Annotated in this window: 17 protein-coding genes and 1 other RNA gene; 5 read left to right on the top strand and 13 right to left on the bottom strand. The window is 66.8% G+C overall.

The window, feature by feature from the left end; translation table 11 throughout:
* Positions 1 to 107 precede the first annotated feature (107 nt).
* From ACCQ05_RS19275 to ACCQ05_RS19250, 6 genes are read right to left on the bottom strand one after another with little or no spacing between them, the layout of a single operon-like run.
* A complete protein-coding gene (locus ACCQ05_RS19275) occupies positions 108 to 530 on the bottom strand; it encodes a Na+/H+ antiporter subunit G (protein ID WP_228964886.1) in 423 nt (140 codons plus the stop codon).
* The gene (locus ACCQ05_RS19270) at positions 527 to 811 is read right to left on the bottom strand and encodes a K+/H+ antiporter subunit F (protein ID WP_228964885.1); all 285 of its coding nucleotides are present in this window, start codon (positions 809 to 811) and stop codon (positions 527 to 529) included. Before ACCQ05_RS19270 ends, ACCQ05_RS19275 begins: the two co-directional genes overlap by 4 nt.
* Positions 808 to 1,314: a Na+/H+ antiporter subunit E gene (locus ACCQ05_RS19265; protein WP_228964884.1), complete on the bottom strand. Its 507-nt coding sequence runs from the start codon at positions 1,312 to 1,314 to the stop codon at positions 808 to 810. The genes ACCQ05_RS19270 and ACCQ05_RS19265 overlap by 4 nt, the downstream gene beginning before the upstream one ends.
* The gene (locus ACCQ05_RS19260) at positions 1,311 to 2,855 is read right to left on the bottom strand and encodes a monovalent cation/H+ antiporter subunit D (RefSeq protein WP_372392139.1); all 1,545 of its coding nucleotides are present in this window, start codon (positions 2,853 to 2,855) and stop codon (positions 1,311 to 1,313) included. Before ACCQ05_RS19260 ends, ACCQ05_RS19265 begins: the two co-directional genes overlap by 4 nt.
* Positions 2,852 to 3,226 (bottom strand): Na+/H+ antiporter subunit C, encoded by a 375-nt coding sequence (locus ACCQ05_RS19255; protein WP_372392138.1) that lies wholly within the window; start codon positions 3,224 to 3,226, stop codon positions 2,852 to 2,854. Before ACCQ05_RS19255 ends, ACCQ05_RS19260 begins: the two co-directional genes overlap by 4 nt.
* A complete protein-coding gene (locus tag ACCQ05_RS19250; RefSeq protein WP_372392136.1) occupies positions 3,226 to 6,054 on the bottom strand; it encodes a monovalent cation/H+ antiporter subunit A in 2,829 nt (942 codons plus the stop codon). The genes ACCQ05_RS19255 and ACCQ05_RS19250 overlap by 1 nt, the downstream gene beginning before the upstream one ends.
* Positions 6,055 to 6,221: 167 nt before the next feature.
* Here ACCQ05_RS19250 and ACCQ05_RS19245 point away from each other — a divergent pair, with 167 nt between their 5' ends.
* Positions 6,222 to 7,124, top strand: coding sequence for an NAD-dependent epimerase/dehydratase family protein (locus ACCQ05_RS19245; protein ID WP_228964895.1), 903 nt, complete (start codon positions 6,222 to 6,224; stop codon positions 7,122 to 7,124).
* Between the two features lie 262 nt (positions 7,125 to 7,386).
* Here ACCQ05_RS19245 and ACCQ05_RS19240 read toward each other — a convergent pair whose 3' ends face one another.
* From ACCQ05_RS19240 to ACCQ05_RS19215, 6 genes are all read right to left on the bottom strand, one after another.
* On the bottom strand, positions 7,387 to 7,875 hold the full coding sequence (locus tag ACCQ05_RS19240) for an Mpo1 family 2-hydroxy fatty acid dioxygenase (RefSeq protein ID WP_104541724.1): 489 nt from the start codon (positions 7,873 to 7,875) through the stop codon (positions 7,387 to 7,389).
* A 108-nt stretch (positions 7,876 to 7,983) separates the two neighbouring features.
* Positions 7,984 to 9,579, bottom strand: a complete 1,596-nt coding sequence (locus tag ACCQ05_RS19235) for a M4 family metallopeptidase (protein ID WP_228964881.1) — start codon at positions 9,577 to 9,579, stop codon at positions 7,984 to 7,986.
* A 613-nt stretch (positions 9,580 to 10,192) separates the two neighbouring features.
* A complete protein-coding gene (locus ACCQ05_RS19230; RefSeq protein ID WP_372392135.1) occupies positions 10,193 to 10,687 on the bottom strand; it encodes a hypothetical protein in 495 nt (164 codons plus the stop codon).
* A gap of 270 nt (positions 10,688 to 10,957) precedes the next feature.
* Positions 10,958 to 11,034: non-coding RNA, sX9 sRNA (locus ACCQ05_RS19225), on the bottom strand.
* A 60-nt stretch (positions 11,035 to 11,094) separates the two neighbouring features.
* Complete coding sequence (locus ACCQ05_RS19220) at positions 11,095 to 11,745, bottom strand: hypothetical protein (protein ID WP_372394187.1); 651 nt, start codon at positions 11,743 to 11,745, stop codon at positions 11,095 to 11,097.
* 196 nt (positions 11,746 to 11,941) lie between these two features.
* Positions 11,942 to 12,868: a phosphoribosylaminoimidazolesuccinocarboxamide synthase gene (locus ACCQ05_RS19215; RefSeq protein ID WP_372392134.1), complete on the bottom strand. Its 927-nt coding sequence runs from the start codon at positions 12,866 to 12,868 to the stop codon at positions 11,942 to 11,944.
* Between the two features lie 209 nt (positions 12,869 to 13,077).
* On the opposite strand from ACCQ05_RS19215, the gene ACCQ05_RS19210 reads away from it, so the two are divergent.
* Positions 13,078 to 13,407 carry a J domain-containing protein gene (locus ACCQ05_RS19210; RefSeq protein WP_104541715.1) on the top strand — a complete coding sequence of 110 codons (330 nt, stop codon included), beginning with the start codon at positions 13,078 to 13,080 and terminating at the stop codon, positions 13,405 to 13,407.
* Between the two features lie 102 nt (positions 13,408 to 13,509).
* Here ACCQ05_RS19210 and ACCQ05_RS19205 read toward each other — a convergent pair whose 3' ends face one another.
* Positions 13,510 to 14,349, bottom strand: a complete 840-nt coding sequence (locus tag ACCQ05_RS19205) for an outer membrane protein (protein WP_372392133.1) — start codon at positions 14,347 to 14,349, stop codon at positions 13,510 to 13,512.
* Positions 14,350 to 14,722: 373 nt separating this feature from the next.
* Here ACCQ05_RS19205 and rpe point away from each other — a divergent pair, with 373 nt between their 5' ends.
* From rpe to ACCQ05_RS19190, 3 genes are all read left to right on the top strand, one after another.
* Positions 14,723 to 15,424, top strand: a complete 702-nt coding sequence (gene rpe, locus ACCQ05_RS19200; RefSeq protein ID WP_228964875.1) for a ribulose-phosphate 3-epimerase — start codon at positions 14,723 to 14,725, stop codon at positions 15,422 to 15,424.
* Positions 15,421 to 15,912, top strand: coding sequence for a GNAT family N-acetyltransferase (locus ACCQ05_RS19195; protein ID WP_228964874.1), 492 nt, complete (start codon positions 15,421 to 15,423; stop codon positions 15,910 to 15,912). Before rpe ends, ACCQ05_RS19195 begins: the two co-directional genes overlap by 4 nt.
* Before the next feature lie 255 nt (positions 15,913 to 16,167).
* On the top strand, positions 16,168 to 17,148 hold the full coding sequence (locus ACCQ05_RS19190; protein ID WP_372392132.1) for a hypothetical protein: 981 nt from the start codon (positions 16,168 to 16,170) through the stop codon (positions 17,146 to 17,148).
* The last annotated feature ends 105 nt before the right edge of the window (positions 17,149 to 17,253 follow it).

Raw genomic sequence — 17,253 nt, 5'->3', positions numbered from 1 at the left:
TCTCGCCACGTGTAGCGAGCTGTAGGATGGCGTGAGCTGGACCCCTGCAACCATGCATCGCATGCGATCGACTATGCAGCGCGCTCGCAGCACACCGCCGCGTGGGTTCATTGCCCCGAAGACGGGCGCTCATGCTCTCGTGCGGTCTCTTCGTTCTCGCCGATATCGCCCTCGGCCGCCGGTGTTGGCAGACCTTCCTTCTTCATCTGGCCGTGGTTGGGTACTTCCGGGCGATCTTCCATCATCAGCGACAGCGCAGCCTTGGCCATCATGTGCGCACTGATCGGCGCGGTAATGAACAGGAACACGGTGATCAGCAATTCGCGCGGCTGCGGGTCCACGCCCAGGAACAGGTGGTAACCCACCGAAGCGAGCAGCACGCAGCCCACGCCCAGCGTACTGGCCTTGGTCGGTGCATGCAGGCGCTTGAAGAAATCCGACAGCTTCACCAGCCCGAAGGCACCGATCAGGATGAAGAAGGTGCCGATCAGCAACAGCGCGCTGAGCAGATATTCGGTGAGCGCGATCATTCGACGATATCCCGGCGCAGCACGAACTTGCTCAGCACCACGGTGCTGCCGAAACCCAGCATCGCAATCACCAGCGCCGCTTCGAAGTAGATGGGCGAATCCAGGTACATGCCCAACAGCATCAACTCTGCGATGGCGGTGATGGACAGCGTATCCAGTGCCAGGATGCGGTCGGGCACCGTGGGGCCGCGCAACAGGCGCCACAGCGCCATCACGATGGCCAGCCCCACCGCATGCATGCAGATGACGATGGTCGATTCGATGAACATGTGACCGGTCATGGAAAGATCTCCATCAGGGGCTTCTCGTAGCGGGTCTTGATCTCGGCGATCAGCGCGTCCGGGTCGTCCAGATGCAGTACGTGCACCAGCAGGTACTTGCGGTCGTCCGACAACGCTGCGGACACCGTGCCCGGCGTGAGCGTGATCATGCTGGTCAGCGCGGCAATGCCATGGATGTTGGCGATATCCAGCGGCACCCAGATAAATCCGGGATGGATGCGCGATTCCGGCCCGAGCACCTGGATGGCGACCTTGATGTTGGATCGTACGATGTCGCCGGCCGCCACCAGCAGCATGCGCGGCACCGAGCGCAACGAACCGATGCGCGCGAACTCGCGGTCCAGCCGCGCCGCGAACAGTGGCACCACCACGCCCAGCAGCGCACCCAGCGCCCATTGCTGCGGCCCGAAGCTGTCGCTGAGCAGCAGCCAGAACACGAAGACCGTCACGCTCAGCGGTGCAGAGGGAAACAGCCGGCGTCGCCATGAAACCCGTGCGTTCATGGCTGCCTCCGTAGCGGGGTGGTGGCGCGCACTTGCTCGACGTAGGCGCCGGGATCGCGCAACTGCGCGGCGGCGGCATCGGTGTAGCGCATCAGCGGCTCGGCGCCGACCGTCATCGCCACCAGCCCGGTCAGCAGCACGACCGTGGCGGCGGTTTCCACCGGGCGCATGCGGCCACGGCGCGGCGGTTGCAGCTCGGGCGCATCCTCCACCGCGGCGGGCACGCGCCAGAACAGGCGCACGCCGGCGCGCGTCAATCCGATCACCACCAGCAGGCTGCTGCCCAGCACCGCGCCCCACACCGGGCCCACCAGGCCGGCGGGCACGTGCTGCAGCAAGGCGGCCTTGGCCAGGAAGCCGGACAAGGGCGGCAGGCCGGCCACTGCGACCGCGGCGATCAGGAACATGCTGCCGGGGATCGCCCGCCCGGGTAGTGGCGCCACCACTTCCTTGCGGTCGCTGGCGTTGCCACGGCGGCGCCGGATCAGGTCCGAGACCATGAACAAGGCTGCCGCCACGAAGCTGCTGTGCGGCAGGTAGTACAGGCCGGCGCCGAGCGCGCCCGCATCGTCCAGCGAAAACGCGATGAACAAGGTCGCTGCCGAAAACACCACCAGGTAGGACACCATCACTCGCAGCCGCGATGCGGCCATCACCCCGAACGCCGCCATCAACAGCGTGGCGATGCCCAGCCACAGCAGGGCATGCCGACCAAAGCCCTGCAGCGCGCCGGCACCGGCGCCAAACCACAGCGCCGACACGCGCAAGGTCGCATACAGCCCGACCTTGGTCATGATCGCGAACAGCGCCGCCACTGCGGCCGGTGCGCGCGAATAGGTTTCCGGCAGCCACAGATACAGCGGCAACAGCGCCGCCTTGCTGCAGAACACCAGCAGCAACAAGCCCAATGCGGCCTTGGCCAGCGGTACGTCCTGCGCCGGCAGCTCGGCGATGCGTTGCGACAGTTCGGCCATGTTGAGGGTGCCGAACACGCCGAACAGCAAGCCCAGCGCAACCAAGAACAGCGTCGACGCACACACGTTGAACACCACGTAATGCAGGCCCACCCGCATCTGCAGGCCGCGCCCGCCGCTGAGCAGCAGCCCGTAGGAGGCGATCAGCATCACCTCGAAGAACACGAACAGGTTGAAGATGTCGCCGGTGAGGAAGGCCCCGTTCAAGCCCATCAGCTGGAACTGGAACAGGGCATGGAAGTGCGGTGCGCGCCGATCCCAGCCGGCGCAGGCATGCAGCAGGCAGGCCGCGCCCAGGATCAGGCTCGTCAACAGCATCCATGCCGAGAGCCGGTCGCCCATCAGCACGATGCCCAGCCGCGCCGGCCAGTCGCCGAGCAGGTAGACCAGCACGCCACCCTCGGCGGCACGCGCGAACAGCGCGATCACCGCTGCCGCCAGCACCGCCATGCTGGTCCACGCCACGCTGCGCTGCACGCGCGGCCCGTAGCGACGGTGTTCGACGAACAGCGACGCCGACGCGCCCAGCATCGGGATCAGGATCGGCAGGATCAGCAAATGATTCATCGCCGCGCCTGCCGCGTGTCGGCGCCGCTGATGTCATCTTCATGCGCGTCCACGTGATCGCTGCCGTTGTCGTTGCGGCTGCGGATCGCCAGCACCAGGCTCACCGCGGTCATTGCGAAGGCGATCACGATCGCGGTCAGCACCAGGGCCTGCGGCAACGGGTCGGTGTAGTGCTGCAGATCCACCGGCACGCCCTCGCGCAGCACCGGCGGCTGGCCGCTGCGCAGCCGCCCACCGGCAAAGATCAGCAGGTTGGTCGCATACGACAGGAAGGTCATGCCCAGGATCACATCGAAGCTGCGCGCACGCAGCAGCAGATAGATCGCCAATGCGGTGAGGACGCCGATCGCGCTTGCCACTGCCAGTTCCATCAATGCTGCTCCGCGGTGCGTGTCGAACGTTGGGTGGGATCGATTTCGCCGCGCTGCGAGGCGCGCGTGCGAGACGGTTTGATCGTGCCCATCATCGACAGCATCAACATCGCCGCACCGAACACCACCAGATACACGCCGATATCGAACCCCAGCGCGCTGGCGAGCTCCAGCTCGCCCAGCAGCGGCACCGCAAGATCGAGGTGCCCACTGGTCAGGAAGGGGCGCCCGAACACAAACGCACCCGCACCGCTGACCAGCGCGCACAGCAGGCCGATGCCGATCAGCCGGATGTAGTCGAAGCCGAAGCGCGACTCCACCGAGGCGGTGCCCTGGATCACGTACTGCATCAGCAACGGCACCGCCAGCACCAGACCGGCGATGAAGCCGCCACCCGGCGCGTTGTGGCCGCGCAGGAACAGGAACAACGACACCGTCAGCGTCAGCGGGAACATGATCTGCGCCAGATCGGCCGGCACCGGCAGCTTGATCGGTGGCCCCGGCATGGTGCGTTCCGGCGCCATGCGCGAGCGCCGCAACAGCCCGTGCACCACCAGCCCGGCGATGGCGAATACGGTGATCTCGCCGAAGGTGTCGAAGCCGCGGAAATCCACCAGGATCACGTTCACCACATTGCGCCCGTATGCCTCGGGCAAGGCGCGCTGCAGCAGCTCGCCGGCCATGGTGGGGCTGGCCTGCGTCATCAAGGTATACGACAGCGCCGCCAGGCCGGCACCGCCGACCACCGCCAGGCAGATATCGCGGATCTTGCGCAGCCGCGCGCGCTCGGGCGGCGACCGCTCGGGCAGATAGTTCATCGCCAGCAGCATCAGCACCAGCGTCACCATTTCCACCAGCAGCTGGGTCAGTGCCAGGTCCGGAGCCGACAGGAACACGAAGGTCAGGCTGACCGCCAGGCCGGTACCGCCCAGCACCAGCACCGCCAGCAGGCGCTGCCTGTACAGGAATACGCTGCCCAGCGCGCAGGCGATCAACAGCAGCCATACCGTCCAGCCCAGCAGCGGCATCGGCGTGGGCGCCGGCCAGGCCGGCAGCGCGCCGCCCTGCAGGAACGGCAGCAGCGCCACCACCACCGCGCTCAGGACCAGCAGCATCAGCATGCGTTGCAGGTTGCCGTTGGTCACCGCGTCGGTCATGCGTGCGGTGGCCGCGAACAGGGCGCGCAGGTTCCAGTGGAACAGCGCCTTGCCGGGCGAACGGTTCTGCACCGCATACAGGTCCAGCGTGCGGCGGATCGCCATGTACAGCAGCGTGCCGCCGACCATGCCGGCGATGCTCATCGCCAGCGGCCAGTTGAAGCCGTGCCACAGCGCCAGGCTGTAGTCGGGCAACCTGTCGCCCAGGATGGCGCCGGCGCCGACACGCAGCACCGGTGCCACCGTCCATGCCGGCACGATGCCGACGGCCACGCAGATGAGCACCAGCACTTCCACTGGAATCTTCATCCAGCGCGGCGGCTCGTGCGGGGTGGTGTCCAGATCCAGCGGGCCATCGCCGAAGAAGGTGTCGTGGACGAAGCGCAGGCTGTAGGCCACGCCGAGCAGGCCGGCCAGCAGCGCGGCGATGCTGGCGAGCACGCGCATCAGCTGCGGTGCATCGGTCTCCAGCGCCACGGCGAAGAACATCTCCTTCGACAGGAAACCGTTGAGCAGCGGAATGCCGGCCATGGCCAGCGAGGCGGTGATCGCCAGCGCGCTGGTGAAGGGCATCAAGCGGCGCAGATTGCCCAGCTTGCGCATGTCGCGCGTGCCGGTTTCATGGTCGATGATGCCGGCGGCCATGAACAACGAAGCCTTGAACACCGCGTGGTTGAGGATGTGGAACACCCCCGCCACCACCGCCATCGGCGTGGACAGGCCGAACAGCATGGTGATCAGGCCCAGATGCGAAATGGTCGAATACGCCAGCACGCCCTTGAGATCGTGCTGGAAGATCGCGTGCCACGCGCCCAGCAACAGCGTGATCGCCCCGATGCTGGTGACCGTGTAGAAGAACAGATCGGTGCCGGCCAGCGCCGGATGCAGGCGCGCCAGCAGGAAGACGCCGGCCTTCACCATCGTGGCCGAATGCAGATACGCCGACACCGGGGTGGGCGCAGCCATGGCATGCGGCAGCCAGAAATGGAACGGAAACTGCGCGCTCTTGGTGAAGATGCCCAGCAGCACCAGGCCCAGCGCGTACGGATACAGCGGGCTGGCGCGGATGACATCGCCGGCGGCCAGCACCGCGTCCAGCTGGAAACTGCCGACGATGCGGCCGATCATCAGCACCCCGCCGAGCAGGGCGAGCCCGCCGCCGGCGGTGAGCACGAAGGCCATGCGCGCGCCTTCGCGCGCATCCCGGCGCTGCGACCAGAAGCCGATCAGCAGGAAGGAACTGATGCTGGTGAGTTCCCAGAACACCATCAGCAGCAACAGATTGCCCGACAGCACCATGCCGAGCATCGCGCCCATGAACAGCAGCAGATAGGCAAAAAAGCGCGATGCGCTGTCGCGCGCGCTGAGGTAGTAATGCGCGTACATCACCACCAGCGCGCCGATCCCCAGCACCAGCAGCGCAAACATCCAGGCCAGGCCATCGAGCCGCAGCGAGAACAGCAAGCCGATCTGCGGCAACCATGCATGCGCGCTGGCGATCACCTGCCCGCGCAGCACCGCCGGCGTCAGCGAGGCGAGCACCAACAATCCGGCCAACGGCGCGGCCGCGGCCAACCACGCAGTGATTGAACGGCGCGCGCGCCAGGACAGCGCAGCGGCGGCGGCCATCAGGAACGGCAGCGCAAGCAGGATTTCCAGCGGGAAAGACATGCAGGGAACACAAGATTCGCGAGCAGGCCAGAGAGCTTAACAAATCGTTGACTGACGCCAGTGTCAACGTCGGCACTGCGTCCGCGCTGCCGACGTGGCCGAACGGCGACGCATTGGCATGGCGTACTCGGTATGCTGCAGTCACCGTGACTCGTCTCTTCCGTCCTGTGACCGCTGCCAATCCCGCCCCAACCGCCGCTGCATCCGCGCCACGCGCCCTGGTTTTCGGCGGCAGCGGGCAGATTGGCGAGCGGTTGCTGGCCCGGCTGCTCAGCGGCGGCTGGCAGGTCACCGCATGGTCGCGCCAGCCGCGCGCCGCGCGCCCGGGCCTGATCTGGCGGCAAGGCGATCTGGCGGTGCCGGCAGCGCCAGGCGAGACCTTCGAAGCGATCTTCAGTTGCGGTCCGCTGGACCACTTCGCACGCTGGTATGCCGAAAATCCGGTGCGTGCGCCGCGTATCGTGGCGTTCGGTTCCACCAGCCTGGAGGTCAAGCAGCATTCGGTCGATGCCGCTGAGCGGGACGTGGCGCAGCGGCTGGCGAACGCCGAGCAAGCGCTGTTCTCGGCCGCGCAGGCGCGCGGCGCCACGGCCACGGTGCTGCGCCCGACCCTGGTGTATGGCGCCGGGCGCGACAAGACCCTGACCCAGATCGCAGGCCTGGCGCAGCGCACCGGTGCCTTCGTGCTGCCCGTCGATGCCACCGGCCTGCGCCAGCCGGTGCATGTGGACGATCTGGCCAGCGCGGCGCTGGCGGTGATCGGCCAGCCGGCGACCCAGCAACGCAGTTATGCCGTTGGCGGTGGCGAAGTGCTGGCCTACACGCAGATGGTGCAGCGTGTGCTGGCCGCGCTGCCGCGGCCGGCGCGGCTATACCAGGTGCCACCGGGCCTGTTCGGGTTTGCGCTCACGGCCGCCCATCGCCTGGGCCGCCTGCGTGGCATGAATGCCGCCGCGTTGCAGCGCATGCGCGAAGACCTGGTCTTCGATCTGGAGCCGGCGCGTCGCGATTTCGGCTACGCACCACGCGCGTTCCAGCCACTGCCGGAAGAGCTTGGCATCGGCGAGTGATGCAGCAGGTGGGGCGGGAATGGGCGCGGCCTCTGCCTCTGCCCAGCTGTCGGTAATCGCAGCGATTGCTTGAGTACCTGCAACCTTGCGCGGTGATGCGGGCGATATCACGCCGTGGTGGCTTCCGTCGTGCTCGGGCCCTTGCTTGCGCGCATTACCCGATGCACGGACAGGTCAACCTGGCGTTGCCTGAGACCCGCCTGCACCGGCACGGGAGCGGCCTAACGCGCGGGCGCTGCCCGCGTGCTGTCGTCGGCCACGCTCAGTAGCGCCAGCCCAGCTGGCGATAGGCCTTGGCCAGCACCCAGATCGGACCGATCAGCAGATAGGTCAGGTCGGTCAGGAAGCTCGGCTTGCGGCCTTCGATCTTGTGGCCGACGAACTGGGCGATCCAGGCCACCACGAACACCGAGATCCCGGCGGCGAACAGCCCGTTGAGCCCGACCCGGCCTTCGATCAGCCGGCACAGGCAGCCGAAGAAAAAGAAGATCGCCAGCATGCCCAGCCCCAACGGGCGAGAGAGCCGGTTGTAGTACGACCATGCCGCAAACATCGCCAGCGCTGCCCACACCCCGCTGCTGAACCAGGTGCCGCCGACCGGGATGCACCACAGCAAGGCCACCACCGACCACAGGATGGCCGGCACCGCCACCACGTGGATGTGCTGGTTGGTGGCGTTGCGATGGTCGTCGGAGTAGCTGGCGAAATAGCGGTCGATCACGCGTGCGGTGGTGGTGGTGCGTTCGGTCATGTTCCCTCCCAGGAATGACCCAAGCATACGCGTGCGAACGGCCATGGTGGCACTGTGCGAGATACCGGACGCTGCCACGCGGCGATTGCGTGGCAGCGCCGGAGTACATCAGTTCACCGATACCGCACTCCAGGCCGCCGCCACGGCGCGGTATTGCGTGGAGTTGCTGCCATACAGGTCGGTGGCCGCGCTCAGCGTGGCCCGGCGCGCGGCCGCGTAGTTGCTGGAGGAGGTCATATAGACCGTGAGCGCGCGGTACCAGATGCGGCTGGCCGCGGCACGACCGATCGCAGTCAATGCGGTAGTGCCGTTGCAGACCAGGCTGGCCGGGGTCAGGTTGTAGCTGGTGCCCGCACCGAAGCCGCCCGGCACCACCGCACCTTCGGCCAGCAGATAGTAGAAGTGATTGGCCACGCCGGAGCTGTAGTGCACGTTGAGCGAGCCCAGGTTGCTGCGATAGCAATCGGGCGAGTCGCCATCCAGGCTGGGCTTGAACATGTAGCGCAAGGCCAGCGTTCCGCTGCTGTTGCCCGGAACGATCTTCTCGCCGATCAGGTAATTGCCCGGTTGCGCGATGTTATTGGCGGAGTACTCCACCATCGCGCCCATGATGTCGGACGTGGCTTCGTTCAAGCCGCCGGATTCGCCTGAATACACCAGGCGCGCCGAGCGGCTGGTCACCCCGTGGGTCATCTCGTGCCCGGCAACGTCGACCGACACCAGTGGCGTGAACGTGCTGCCGTCGCCATCGCCGAAGGTCATGCAGAAGCAGCTGTCCTGCCAAAACGCGTTGTTGTAGCGGCTGCCGTAGTGCACACGGCTGCGTGCGCCCTTGCCATCGTTGGCGATGCCACTGCGCGCATGGGTGTTCTTGAAGTAGTCCCAGGTCAACGCCACGCCATAATGCGCATCCACCGCCGCGGTCACCGTATCGCTGTTGGCGCCGTTGCCCCAGGCGTTGTCGGCATCGGTGACCAGCGTGCCGTTGCCGGAAGTGCTGTTGCGCATGGTGTAGGTGGCGCCACCACCGCGCCCGAGGTCGGTGAGTTCGAACCCGTTGCTGCAGCGCGTGGTCGCCAGCGCCACGCTGCCCGCGTACAGCGAGCGTCCGCTGCCGGCGGCGCTGGTGCCTCCCGCGCAGGCGGTATGCACCGTATCCCAGGCCTCCAGGATGCGCTGATCCACTGCATCGACGATGTAATGCATCTCGGTCGGCGTCTGATCGGGCTTGATGCCGCTGTAGATCACCTCATACGCAAGGCGTGGGGCGCCCTGGCGTGCGTATAGCGCCAGGCTGGCACGCGGCGGCGCATCCTGCGGCACGTCGAACTGCGCGCCGGCCACACGCATCGCCGTGTCGGCATCGATGCCGGGCACCAGGCTAGGGCGCACCGGCGTGTCCAGGGTCTGGCTCAACTGACGCATCACCCCGCGCCGCGAATGCACTACCACGTCGCCGCCAATCACCGGCAAGCCCCGGTAGGTGCGATCGAAGCGCACGTGCTCGCTGCCATCGGCATCGACGATGCTCTCGCGCGCAATGAAGACATCGGCCGGCGCGCGATGTGCCATAGCCGATGCGGAATTGCCGAGCAATGCCTGTGCACGCGACACCGCCGCGTTGGCAGACAGGTCCGCCGCCGTGGCGGCAGCAGAAAACGACAGCGCGCAGCAGATCGCCGCGCCCAATACATGAAATTGCATGACGACTCTCTCCCAGAAAACGTGCAATGCAAAGACCTGCCGCACCCCCCCCCGACGGCCGGTCGCCGGTGGCACCTCGGTGCCGGCAGTTACGCTTGCACAGTCCCGAACTGGGCAGTAGTAAAAATTACAGATGTATCGCGTTCTGTGCGCCCGGCCGCTTTGCGCTGCGGACCGCATCGCAGAGATGTGCCCATCCCATTGCGCACAGGGCATCAGCCGGCTTGCGGATGCGCAATCCCTCTGATGCGCTCAGCAGGTTGCGTGGGTGATGCGCCGACGCGTGGGCAATGCGGCAGACGATCGCGGTGAATGACACGGTTCCATGAATTCAACGCTCCACCGCAGGACGTCGAGGCGGCGCCGTCGTTGGCGCGCTTGGTGCACTCGTTTCAGACATCGGTTTGTCACCGCAGGCCGATAGGCACAGCGAGCACAGGTAGCAGAAACATGTCGCATCGCATCAGTTGGCCTCCTTGGAGATTTCATCGAAGTGGCTGCGCCCCTGTGCCCACTCCATCGGAACGAATGCTGGCGGTTCACTTGGCCACGGAAGTTCCGTCGACGTATCCAGTTTGACCTCGCCAACGCGGATTCCATCGGCCTGCCGGATTTACAGCGACTGGTCGTCCACCTTGACCAGCGTCCAGCAGGGGCGCTGTGCAAAATGGTAGACCTGCTGGCCACCGGTGTCCGGTGTACGGACCAGCACCTGGCGACCGCCAGCGTCCTCGGAGACGACGACCTCGCGGCCGCCTTTGCGGGCAGCATCCAGGTTAGGGATGACCGGCCACTCGACCGTCGCGAGTGGGACCTCGCGCACCACCGGTGCCGGCTCAGGCTGCGCCTCCAGGTCGAGCTGGATCATGGTGAGCGGATCGGCGGTGGCCTTCTCCTGCACCGCGATCTCCGCACCGAAGCGTTTCAAGAACGAGGAGAAGTCGGCATCCGGGCAATTCGCTACCGGCGCCGGCGCCGCAGCTGCGGCGGTGGTCGCCGACGCGGCGGCTGTCGGCGCGCCTGGAGCTGCCGGCGGCGCCTGCGCGGAGCAAGCCGCAAGCGCGAGGCTCAATGCTAGAGCCGTCAGAGTAGTACGGTAACCAGCCAATCGATCCTCCTGATCGTGTCGGGGCAGCATCAGCGCGGCGAGAGTCTATCGGCGGCCAGGTTGTGGTGTGTGAACGTCCTTCAGTCGAAGCATCGGTGCCAGTGAAGGCGCTGCGCATCAACGCGCGGAGCCGTGGTCCCAAGGTACACGCTCGTTCCGGTGCGCCGCGCACGCTCAGCGGCCGAGCGGATGTGTCGTGGCACCTCATGTCGGCACACGCGCGCAGCATGCTCCCCTCTACCTCTCGATGTGCCGAACGTACCTGCGAGCGGCTAGCAAAACGTAGCGAGCAGTCGCCAGGTAGGTGTGGACTGCGCGCTTGGAATCGGACTGCACGAGTAGTACATGCCTGATCAAGCATCGGCTGCGCCCGCCTGGCGATGAGGGCAGTGGTTCTGTCAGCTGCCCTAGATACCGTTCGAAAAAACGTCCAATGCAGCTGCATCGACCCAGCCCCGTGCGCAGTCGCCTGCATCGCGGCCCTGCGCAGCAGGCCGGCAGGCCGCGCCGGCAGTGGGCTGCAAACGTTTGATCGGCCTGTCGCCATACGTTTGGCACAGTGCCGCGTTCTTGCACGCTGCCACGCTGCTCGCCGGGATCGCGACGACGTAGTAATAACGCGGGTGCTGTCCGGCGCGAGCGATGCCTTGTATGCAGATGAGTTGACCTTGCGCCAGGTGGGCAGTGGCCGTTGCAGTGCTGCCCGTGGCTGGCACGGCATCGAGAATGTCGGCGCCGCTTGTGCGCGCAACGCCTGCGAAGAATCCTTTATCCCCGCACTCCGGTAGCAGCTCCACATCGTAGAAATCGCCTGCATCGACATTGCCTGCCGTGCAGCCTGTGCCAGAGAGTGGAGTGGTACACGTCACGCCACTGGCCTGGATCACCGCTGCCAATTGCTGACCGACCGCAGTAACCGGCGCAGGAGCCGCCGGTAACCCGCGCGCTGCGGCCTGCGCATTGGGCTCGCCAGCGCTGCAGGCCATCGCTGCAAACAACAGCGCAGGCAGCATGGCGCCAGGCAACGGAGTGAGGCGGTCATTTGAAGGACGCGACATCGTCAAAGCCTGGCTGCTGGGTAGGTAATCACTGTTGAAACAAGCCGTCGGAAGACCTCTCGCACATCATCAAGCGCGCACACTGTCCTGTTTCAAGCGCGCATGATCGATCGATGCGTTACCGGCAGCTCCAGTGCCGGCTCCGATGATCGACGACCGCAAAAAATCAAAGCCCCGCAGTCGGGGCTTTACCGCATCAATCGACCGAAATGCCTGCCAGCCGCTGCAATGCTTCGGCGTACTTCGCACGCGTGCGGTCGATCACTTCCGCCGGCAGGCGCGGGCCCGGTGCGGTCTTGCCCCAGTCCAGCGTCTCCAGATAATCGCGCACGAACTGCTTGTCGTAGCTCGGCGGGCTGGTGCCCACTTCGTACTGGTCGGCCGGCCAGTAGCGCGACGAATCCGGGGTCAGCATCTCGTCCATGATGTACAGGCGGCCATCGGCATCGGTGCCGAATTCGAACTTGGTGTCGGCCAGCAGGATGCCGCGCTCGGCGGCAAAGTCCGCCGCGAAGCGATAGATGCGCAAGGTGGCATCGCGCACGCGCTCGGCCAGCTCGGCGCCGACGGTCTTGACCATCGCATCGAAGTCGATGTTTTCGTCGTGGTCGCCGACGGCGGCCTTGGTGGACGGGGTGAAGATCGGCTCGGGCAGCTTCTCGGCCTGGCGCAGGCCGTCGGGCAGTTCGATGCCGCTGACCTTGCCGGTGCGCTGGTAGTCCTTCCAGCCGCTGCCGATCAGGTAACCACGGGCGATCGCTTCCACCGGCACCGGCTTGAGCTTGCGCGTGACCACCGCGCGCCTGGCGTACAGCGCCGGGTCCACACCGTCGGGCAGCACCTGTTCGACGCCGATGTTGACCAGATGGTTGGGCATCAGGTGGTCGGTCTTGTGGAACCAGAAGTTGGACACCTGGCAGAGCATTTCGCCCTTGCCCGGAATCGGGTCCGGCAGCACCACGTCGAACGCGGACAGGCGGTCGGTGGCCACCATCAACAGGTAGTCGCCCGGAGGGGCGTCGGCGGGCAGGCGATCGCGGGGAATATCGAAGACATCGCGGACCTTGCCACGGTGACGCAACGGCAGGCCGGGCAGATCGGATTGCAACAGCGTGGTCGACACAGGCACTCCTAAGGACGTCGCAATGACGCTGTCCCCGGGACCCGGCGGGCCCGCGGGTGGGCAGCGGGCCGCGTAGTGTACGGCGCTTCGTCGCGCCCCGCTGGATTTATCTGGCTGCCGCCGCAAACGCGCTGTGGACGGCGTGTCAGCCAGGCCGGGCGGGGGTTCGGGTAAGATCGCCAACCCGTCTTCCCCACCCCCGATCGCCCATGTCCTGGTACGGAAAACTGCTCGGCGCATTGGCCGGCGCCCTGCTGTTTCGCGGTGCGCCGATCGTGGGGCTGATGATCGGCCTGGCGATCGGGCATGCGGTGGATGCCGGCTGGTTCAAGCGCCGGGCCGACAATCCCTACGAAGCACTGGGGCTGGAGCCGGACGCCACCGCCGCCGAGATCGACCTGGCCTATCGCCGGCTGATGTCGCGCTACCACCCGGACAAGGTGGCCAACGCCGAGCCGGAGGCGCGCCGCCAGGCCGAAAAGAAGGCCAGCCAGATCAACGCCGCCTACGACCGCATCCAGCGGATGCGCAAGCGCTGAGCGCCGCACTCCGGACAAAACGGCCGTCAGTCGCCGCAGGCGGGCAAGCGCCACTGCAGCGTCATCGGGCCTGACCATGGCGGCCAGGCCCGGCTGCGTGGCTTAGAAGCGGTAGCCCAGGGTCAGGCGAATCGCATTGGTCGAAAAATCGGTATCGGTACGACGTAGGTCGGTGCCGGCCGGATTGACGCGCAGGAACGGGTTGCTGGCCGGCGCCGTGCCCGGCCCGACGCGCACGCGGGTGTCTTCGTCCTGCAGGCGGGTGAACAGGTATTCCACGCCGACCGAGACATGCTCGCTCAGCCGACGCTGCAGGCCAACACCGGCCTGGTAGCCATCGGCACTGTCGCCGCCGCGGCCGGTAAAGCTGTTGGCGGTGTTGCTGCTGGCAAAGCTGTGGTCGAACTCGCCGCGCGCCACGCCGGCGGTGAAATACGCCAGGTAATCGCCTTGCGCGCCGAAGGCATAGCCGATGCGGCCACGCAGCGCGGCGGTGCGATCGAGTTGGCGGGTGAAGGTGTACAGCGCAGGCGTCGTACTGAACGCGCTGACGCTGTCGCGGATGTCGTTGCGGGTGTACTCGGCCACCACGCCATAGACCCAGTTGCCGGCCTGCCAGTCGTAGCCCAGACGCGCGCCGTATTCGGCGCCGCCCTTGTCCTTGCTGCAGCCGCCGGCCGGCGTACGCCCGGCCGCTGCGCCACCGCAAAAGCCCGGGGAGAAGGCATCGGCACCGGTGGCGGTGCTGACCTGGTCGCCATCGCGGCCATCCAGGTCGGTATCGAAGCCGAAGCGGCCGCCAGACACGCCGGCCGGATCGGCGCCACCGACAGTGGCGCCGATGGAAAAACCGGACCAGTCGGCCGGGCCGGATTGCGCCCAGGCAGCGGGCGACAGCGCCAACAGCACGGTGGCGACGGAAGCGAGCGGGGTGGTTTTCATGCAGTCTCCTTGCAGCTGACGCAGTGCGCCGGTTCAGTACCTACGCGCTTGGGTCCGCTACGGATGCACTGGCAATGATGTTTTGAGCAGTGGTCGTCCTGCTGGGGCCGCCAGGCAGTGGCCGCGGCAATGCGGCAGGCAATGCCGGCGCACACGCCCGGCGGCGCCGTCGGCCCGGTCGCCATGCGGGGCAGGGCGGGTTCCTCCCCCCGTTCGCCGTGGTTGCGTCGAGGTAGGCGCTGTCAGCGCTGCGGCGCGCATATCCCCGGATGCCGGGATGCCAGGCAGGGCGGTTGCCCCTGTGTCGCGCCATGGCTGCCTCAGGCCGTCTGCCGCCGCGCTCGGCTTTCCTCGCCGGGCCACGGTTGCGACAATGGGCCTCCTGCATTTTTCCGAGCTGCCCATGCAACCGACGGCCATCGCCCCGTCCATCCTGTCCGCCGATTTCGCCCGTCTGGGCGAGGAAGTGGACAACGTCCTGAAGGCCGGCGCCGACTGGGTGCACTTCGATGTGATGGACAACCACTACGTGCCCAATCTGACCATCGGCCCGATGGTCTGCCAGGCGCTGCGCAAGCACGGCATCGTCGCGCCGATCGATGTGCACCTGATGGTGGAGCCGGTGGACCGCATCGTGCCGGACTTTGCCGACGCCGGCGCCACCACCATCAGCTTCCACCCCGAAGCCAGCCGCCACGTGCACCGCACCGTCCAGCTGATCAAGTCGCATGGCTGCCAGGCCGGCCTGGTGCTCAATCCGGCCACTCCGGTGGATATTCTGGACTGGGTGCTGCCGGAATTGGATCTGGTGCTGGTGATGTCGGTCAATCCCGGCTTCGGCGGGCAGGCCTTCATTCCGTCGGCGCTGGACAAGCTGCGCGCCATCCGCCGCAAGATCGACGCCACCGGCAAGCCGATCCGGCTGGAGATCGACGGTGGGGTCAAGGCCGACAACATCGGTGCGATTGCCGCCGCCGGTGCCGATACCTTCGTGGCCGGCTCGGCGATCTTCAACGCGCCCGACTATGCGCAGGTCATCGCGCAGATGCGCGCGGCGGTGGACGCCGTGCGATGAGCCCGGCTGCGCCGCAGATCCGCACGGCCACGCCAGACGATGTGCCGCTGCTGCATGAGTTGATCACCGCGCTGGCGGTCTACGAGCGCGAGCCCGATGCGGTCACGGCCACCCAGGACGATCTGCGCGCCAGCCTGTTCGGCGACGGCGCCACCGCGCATGCGCTGATCTGCGAGCAGGACGGCCAGGCACTGGGATTTGCGGTGTATTTCTTCAATTACTCCACCTGGCTGGGCCGCAACGGCCTGTATCTGGAAGACCTGTTCGTGCGCCCGCAGGCGCGCGGCAAGGGGGCAGGCCTGGCGCTGTTGCGGCACCTGGCGCAGCTGGCGGTGCAGCGCGGCTGCGGGCGGTTCGAGTGGTCGGTGCTGGACTGGAATCAGCCGGCGATCGACTTCTACCAGGCAGTCGGCGCCCGCCCGATGGACGAGTGGACCGTGTATCGGCTCGATGGCGAGCGACTGGCAGCCTTTGCCGCAGGCGCCTGAGCGCAGCGGTCGACGCGGCAAGGAACGTTCGACCCTTGCGCTGACGCGCAGGGATGGCCTCAGCAGCGAAGCCTCATGGTGCGGTTGGCTGAACGATCCTGGCGGTGCGGTACGTGCCGGCGCGAGCAGCGCCAGCATGGCCGTGGTCGCGAACGATGGATATGCCTGTCGGCCTGAACAGGTGACTTTCGACCGATTGAACTTGCATCGGCCCGCTTCCAGCATCGGCGTCCCAAGCATGCCGCCGTTGCCGAGATGAACGCTTTCAAGACCTGTTGTGTCGTCACCGCGCTGTGTGGCGTCGGCCTGTTCGCCGGGCCGGGCCTGCTGCAGGCAGCGCCGGCGACGCCCTCCACGCCAGCCCCCGAGGCCGCCGTCGCCGCGCCGCTGCAATGGATCACGTTCGACACCCGTCAGACGTCGGGTATGCGCCCCTTCGTGCCTGCGCGTCTCAACGGGCAGCCAGTGTCGTTGATGGTGCACTCGCTGGCGTCGTTCTACATGCAGACCACGCACGCCAACGCGGCCCTGGCGGGGATCGCGCTGGAGGGCGAAACACGCAAGTTCGGCATCGAGTCCGAAGGCAAGCTCAGCGCGCTTGGCCGCCAATACGGGCACGCCAGCGAGCTTTCGGTTGGCGACGATGTGGCACGGGGCAAGCGCGTGGAAATCTTCGAAGTGCCGCAGAACGCGGCGGACGGCAAGCGCAAGGATGGCATGCTTGGCAACCTGTGGTTGAACGACCGCGGCGCCATCATCGATTACCGGCGCCAGCGACTGGCCGTCCCTGCAAACGCCGCCGTCGCTCAGGCGTTCGATGCCGGTCTGGTCAAGGCCGGCTACAGCAAGCACGCCCTCCACTGGGACGATGGGGGCAAGCTCTATTACGTGCTGGCGTCCATCAACCGGGTGCCGGCGAAGATGCTGGTCAGCACGGTGGGCGGCGATGCGGTGGACGTCACGTTCAAGGACAGATACCGGCTCACTCTCCAGGCCCGGCGCGACGAGCAGGCTGGCCCGGCGGGCGCGGTCGTGCCGGTCTTCGACGTCGTCGGCCCGGCCACACTGACGCTCGACGGCAAGCGTCTGCGCCCGTCCCCACTGCAGGCCTGGGACCGCAATGCCTACGATTCATCCAGCTCCGAATCCTCCTACCACGGTGTGCTCGCCTCGGGCCTGATGTTCGAGAACGCCGCCGTGATCGACTTCAAGACCGGGCACATCTTCTTCAAGTAGGCATGCAGGCCGGTAGGCGGCCACAAAAGGAAGGCCGCTCCATCGGAGCGGCCTTCAAGAAAATTGGAGGCTGATCCTGCCTCCGCCCGTCGTCCCTGCTATGGC

This window comes from Xanthomonas sp. NCPPB 3582 (assembly GCF_041475735.2).
GTDB classification, from domain to species: domain Bacteria; phylum Pseudomonadota; class Gammaproteobacteria; order Xanthomonadales; family Xanthomonadaceae; genus Xanthomonas; species Xanthomonas codiaei.
Note: the sequence above shows the minus strand (reverse complement) of the source record. Positions and strands in the feature narration are given on the sequence as shown.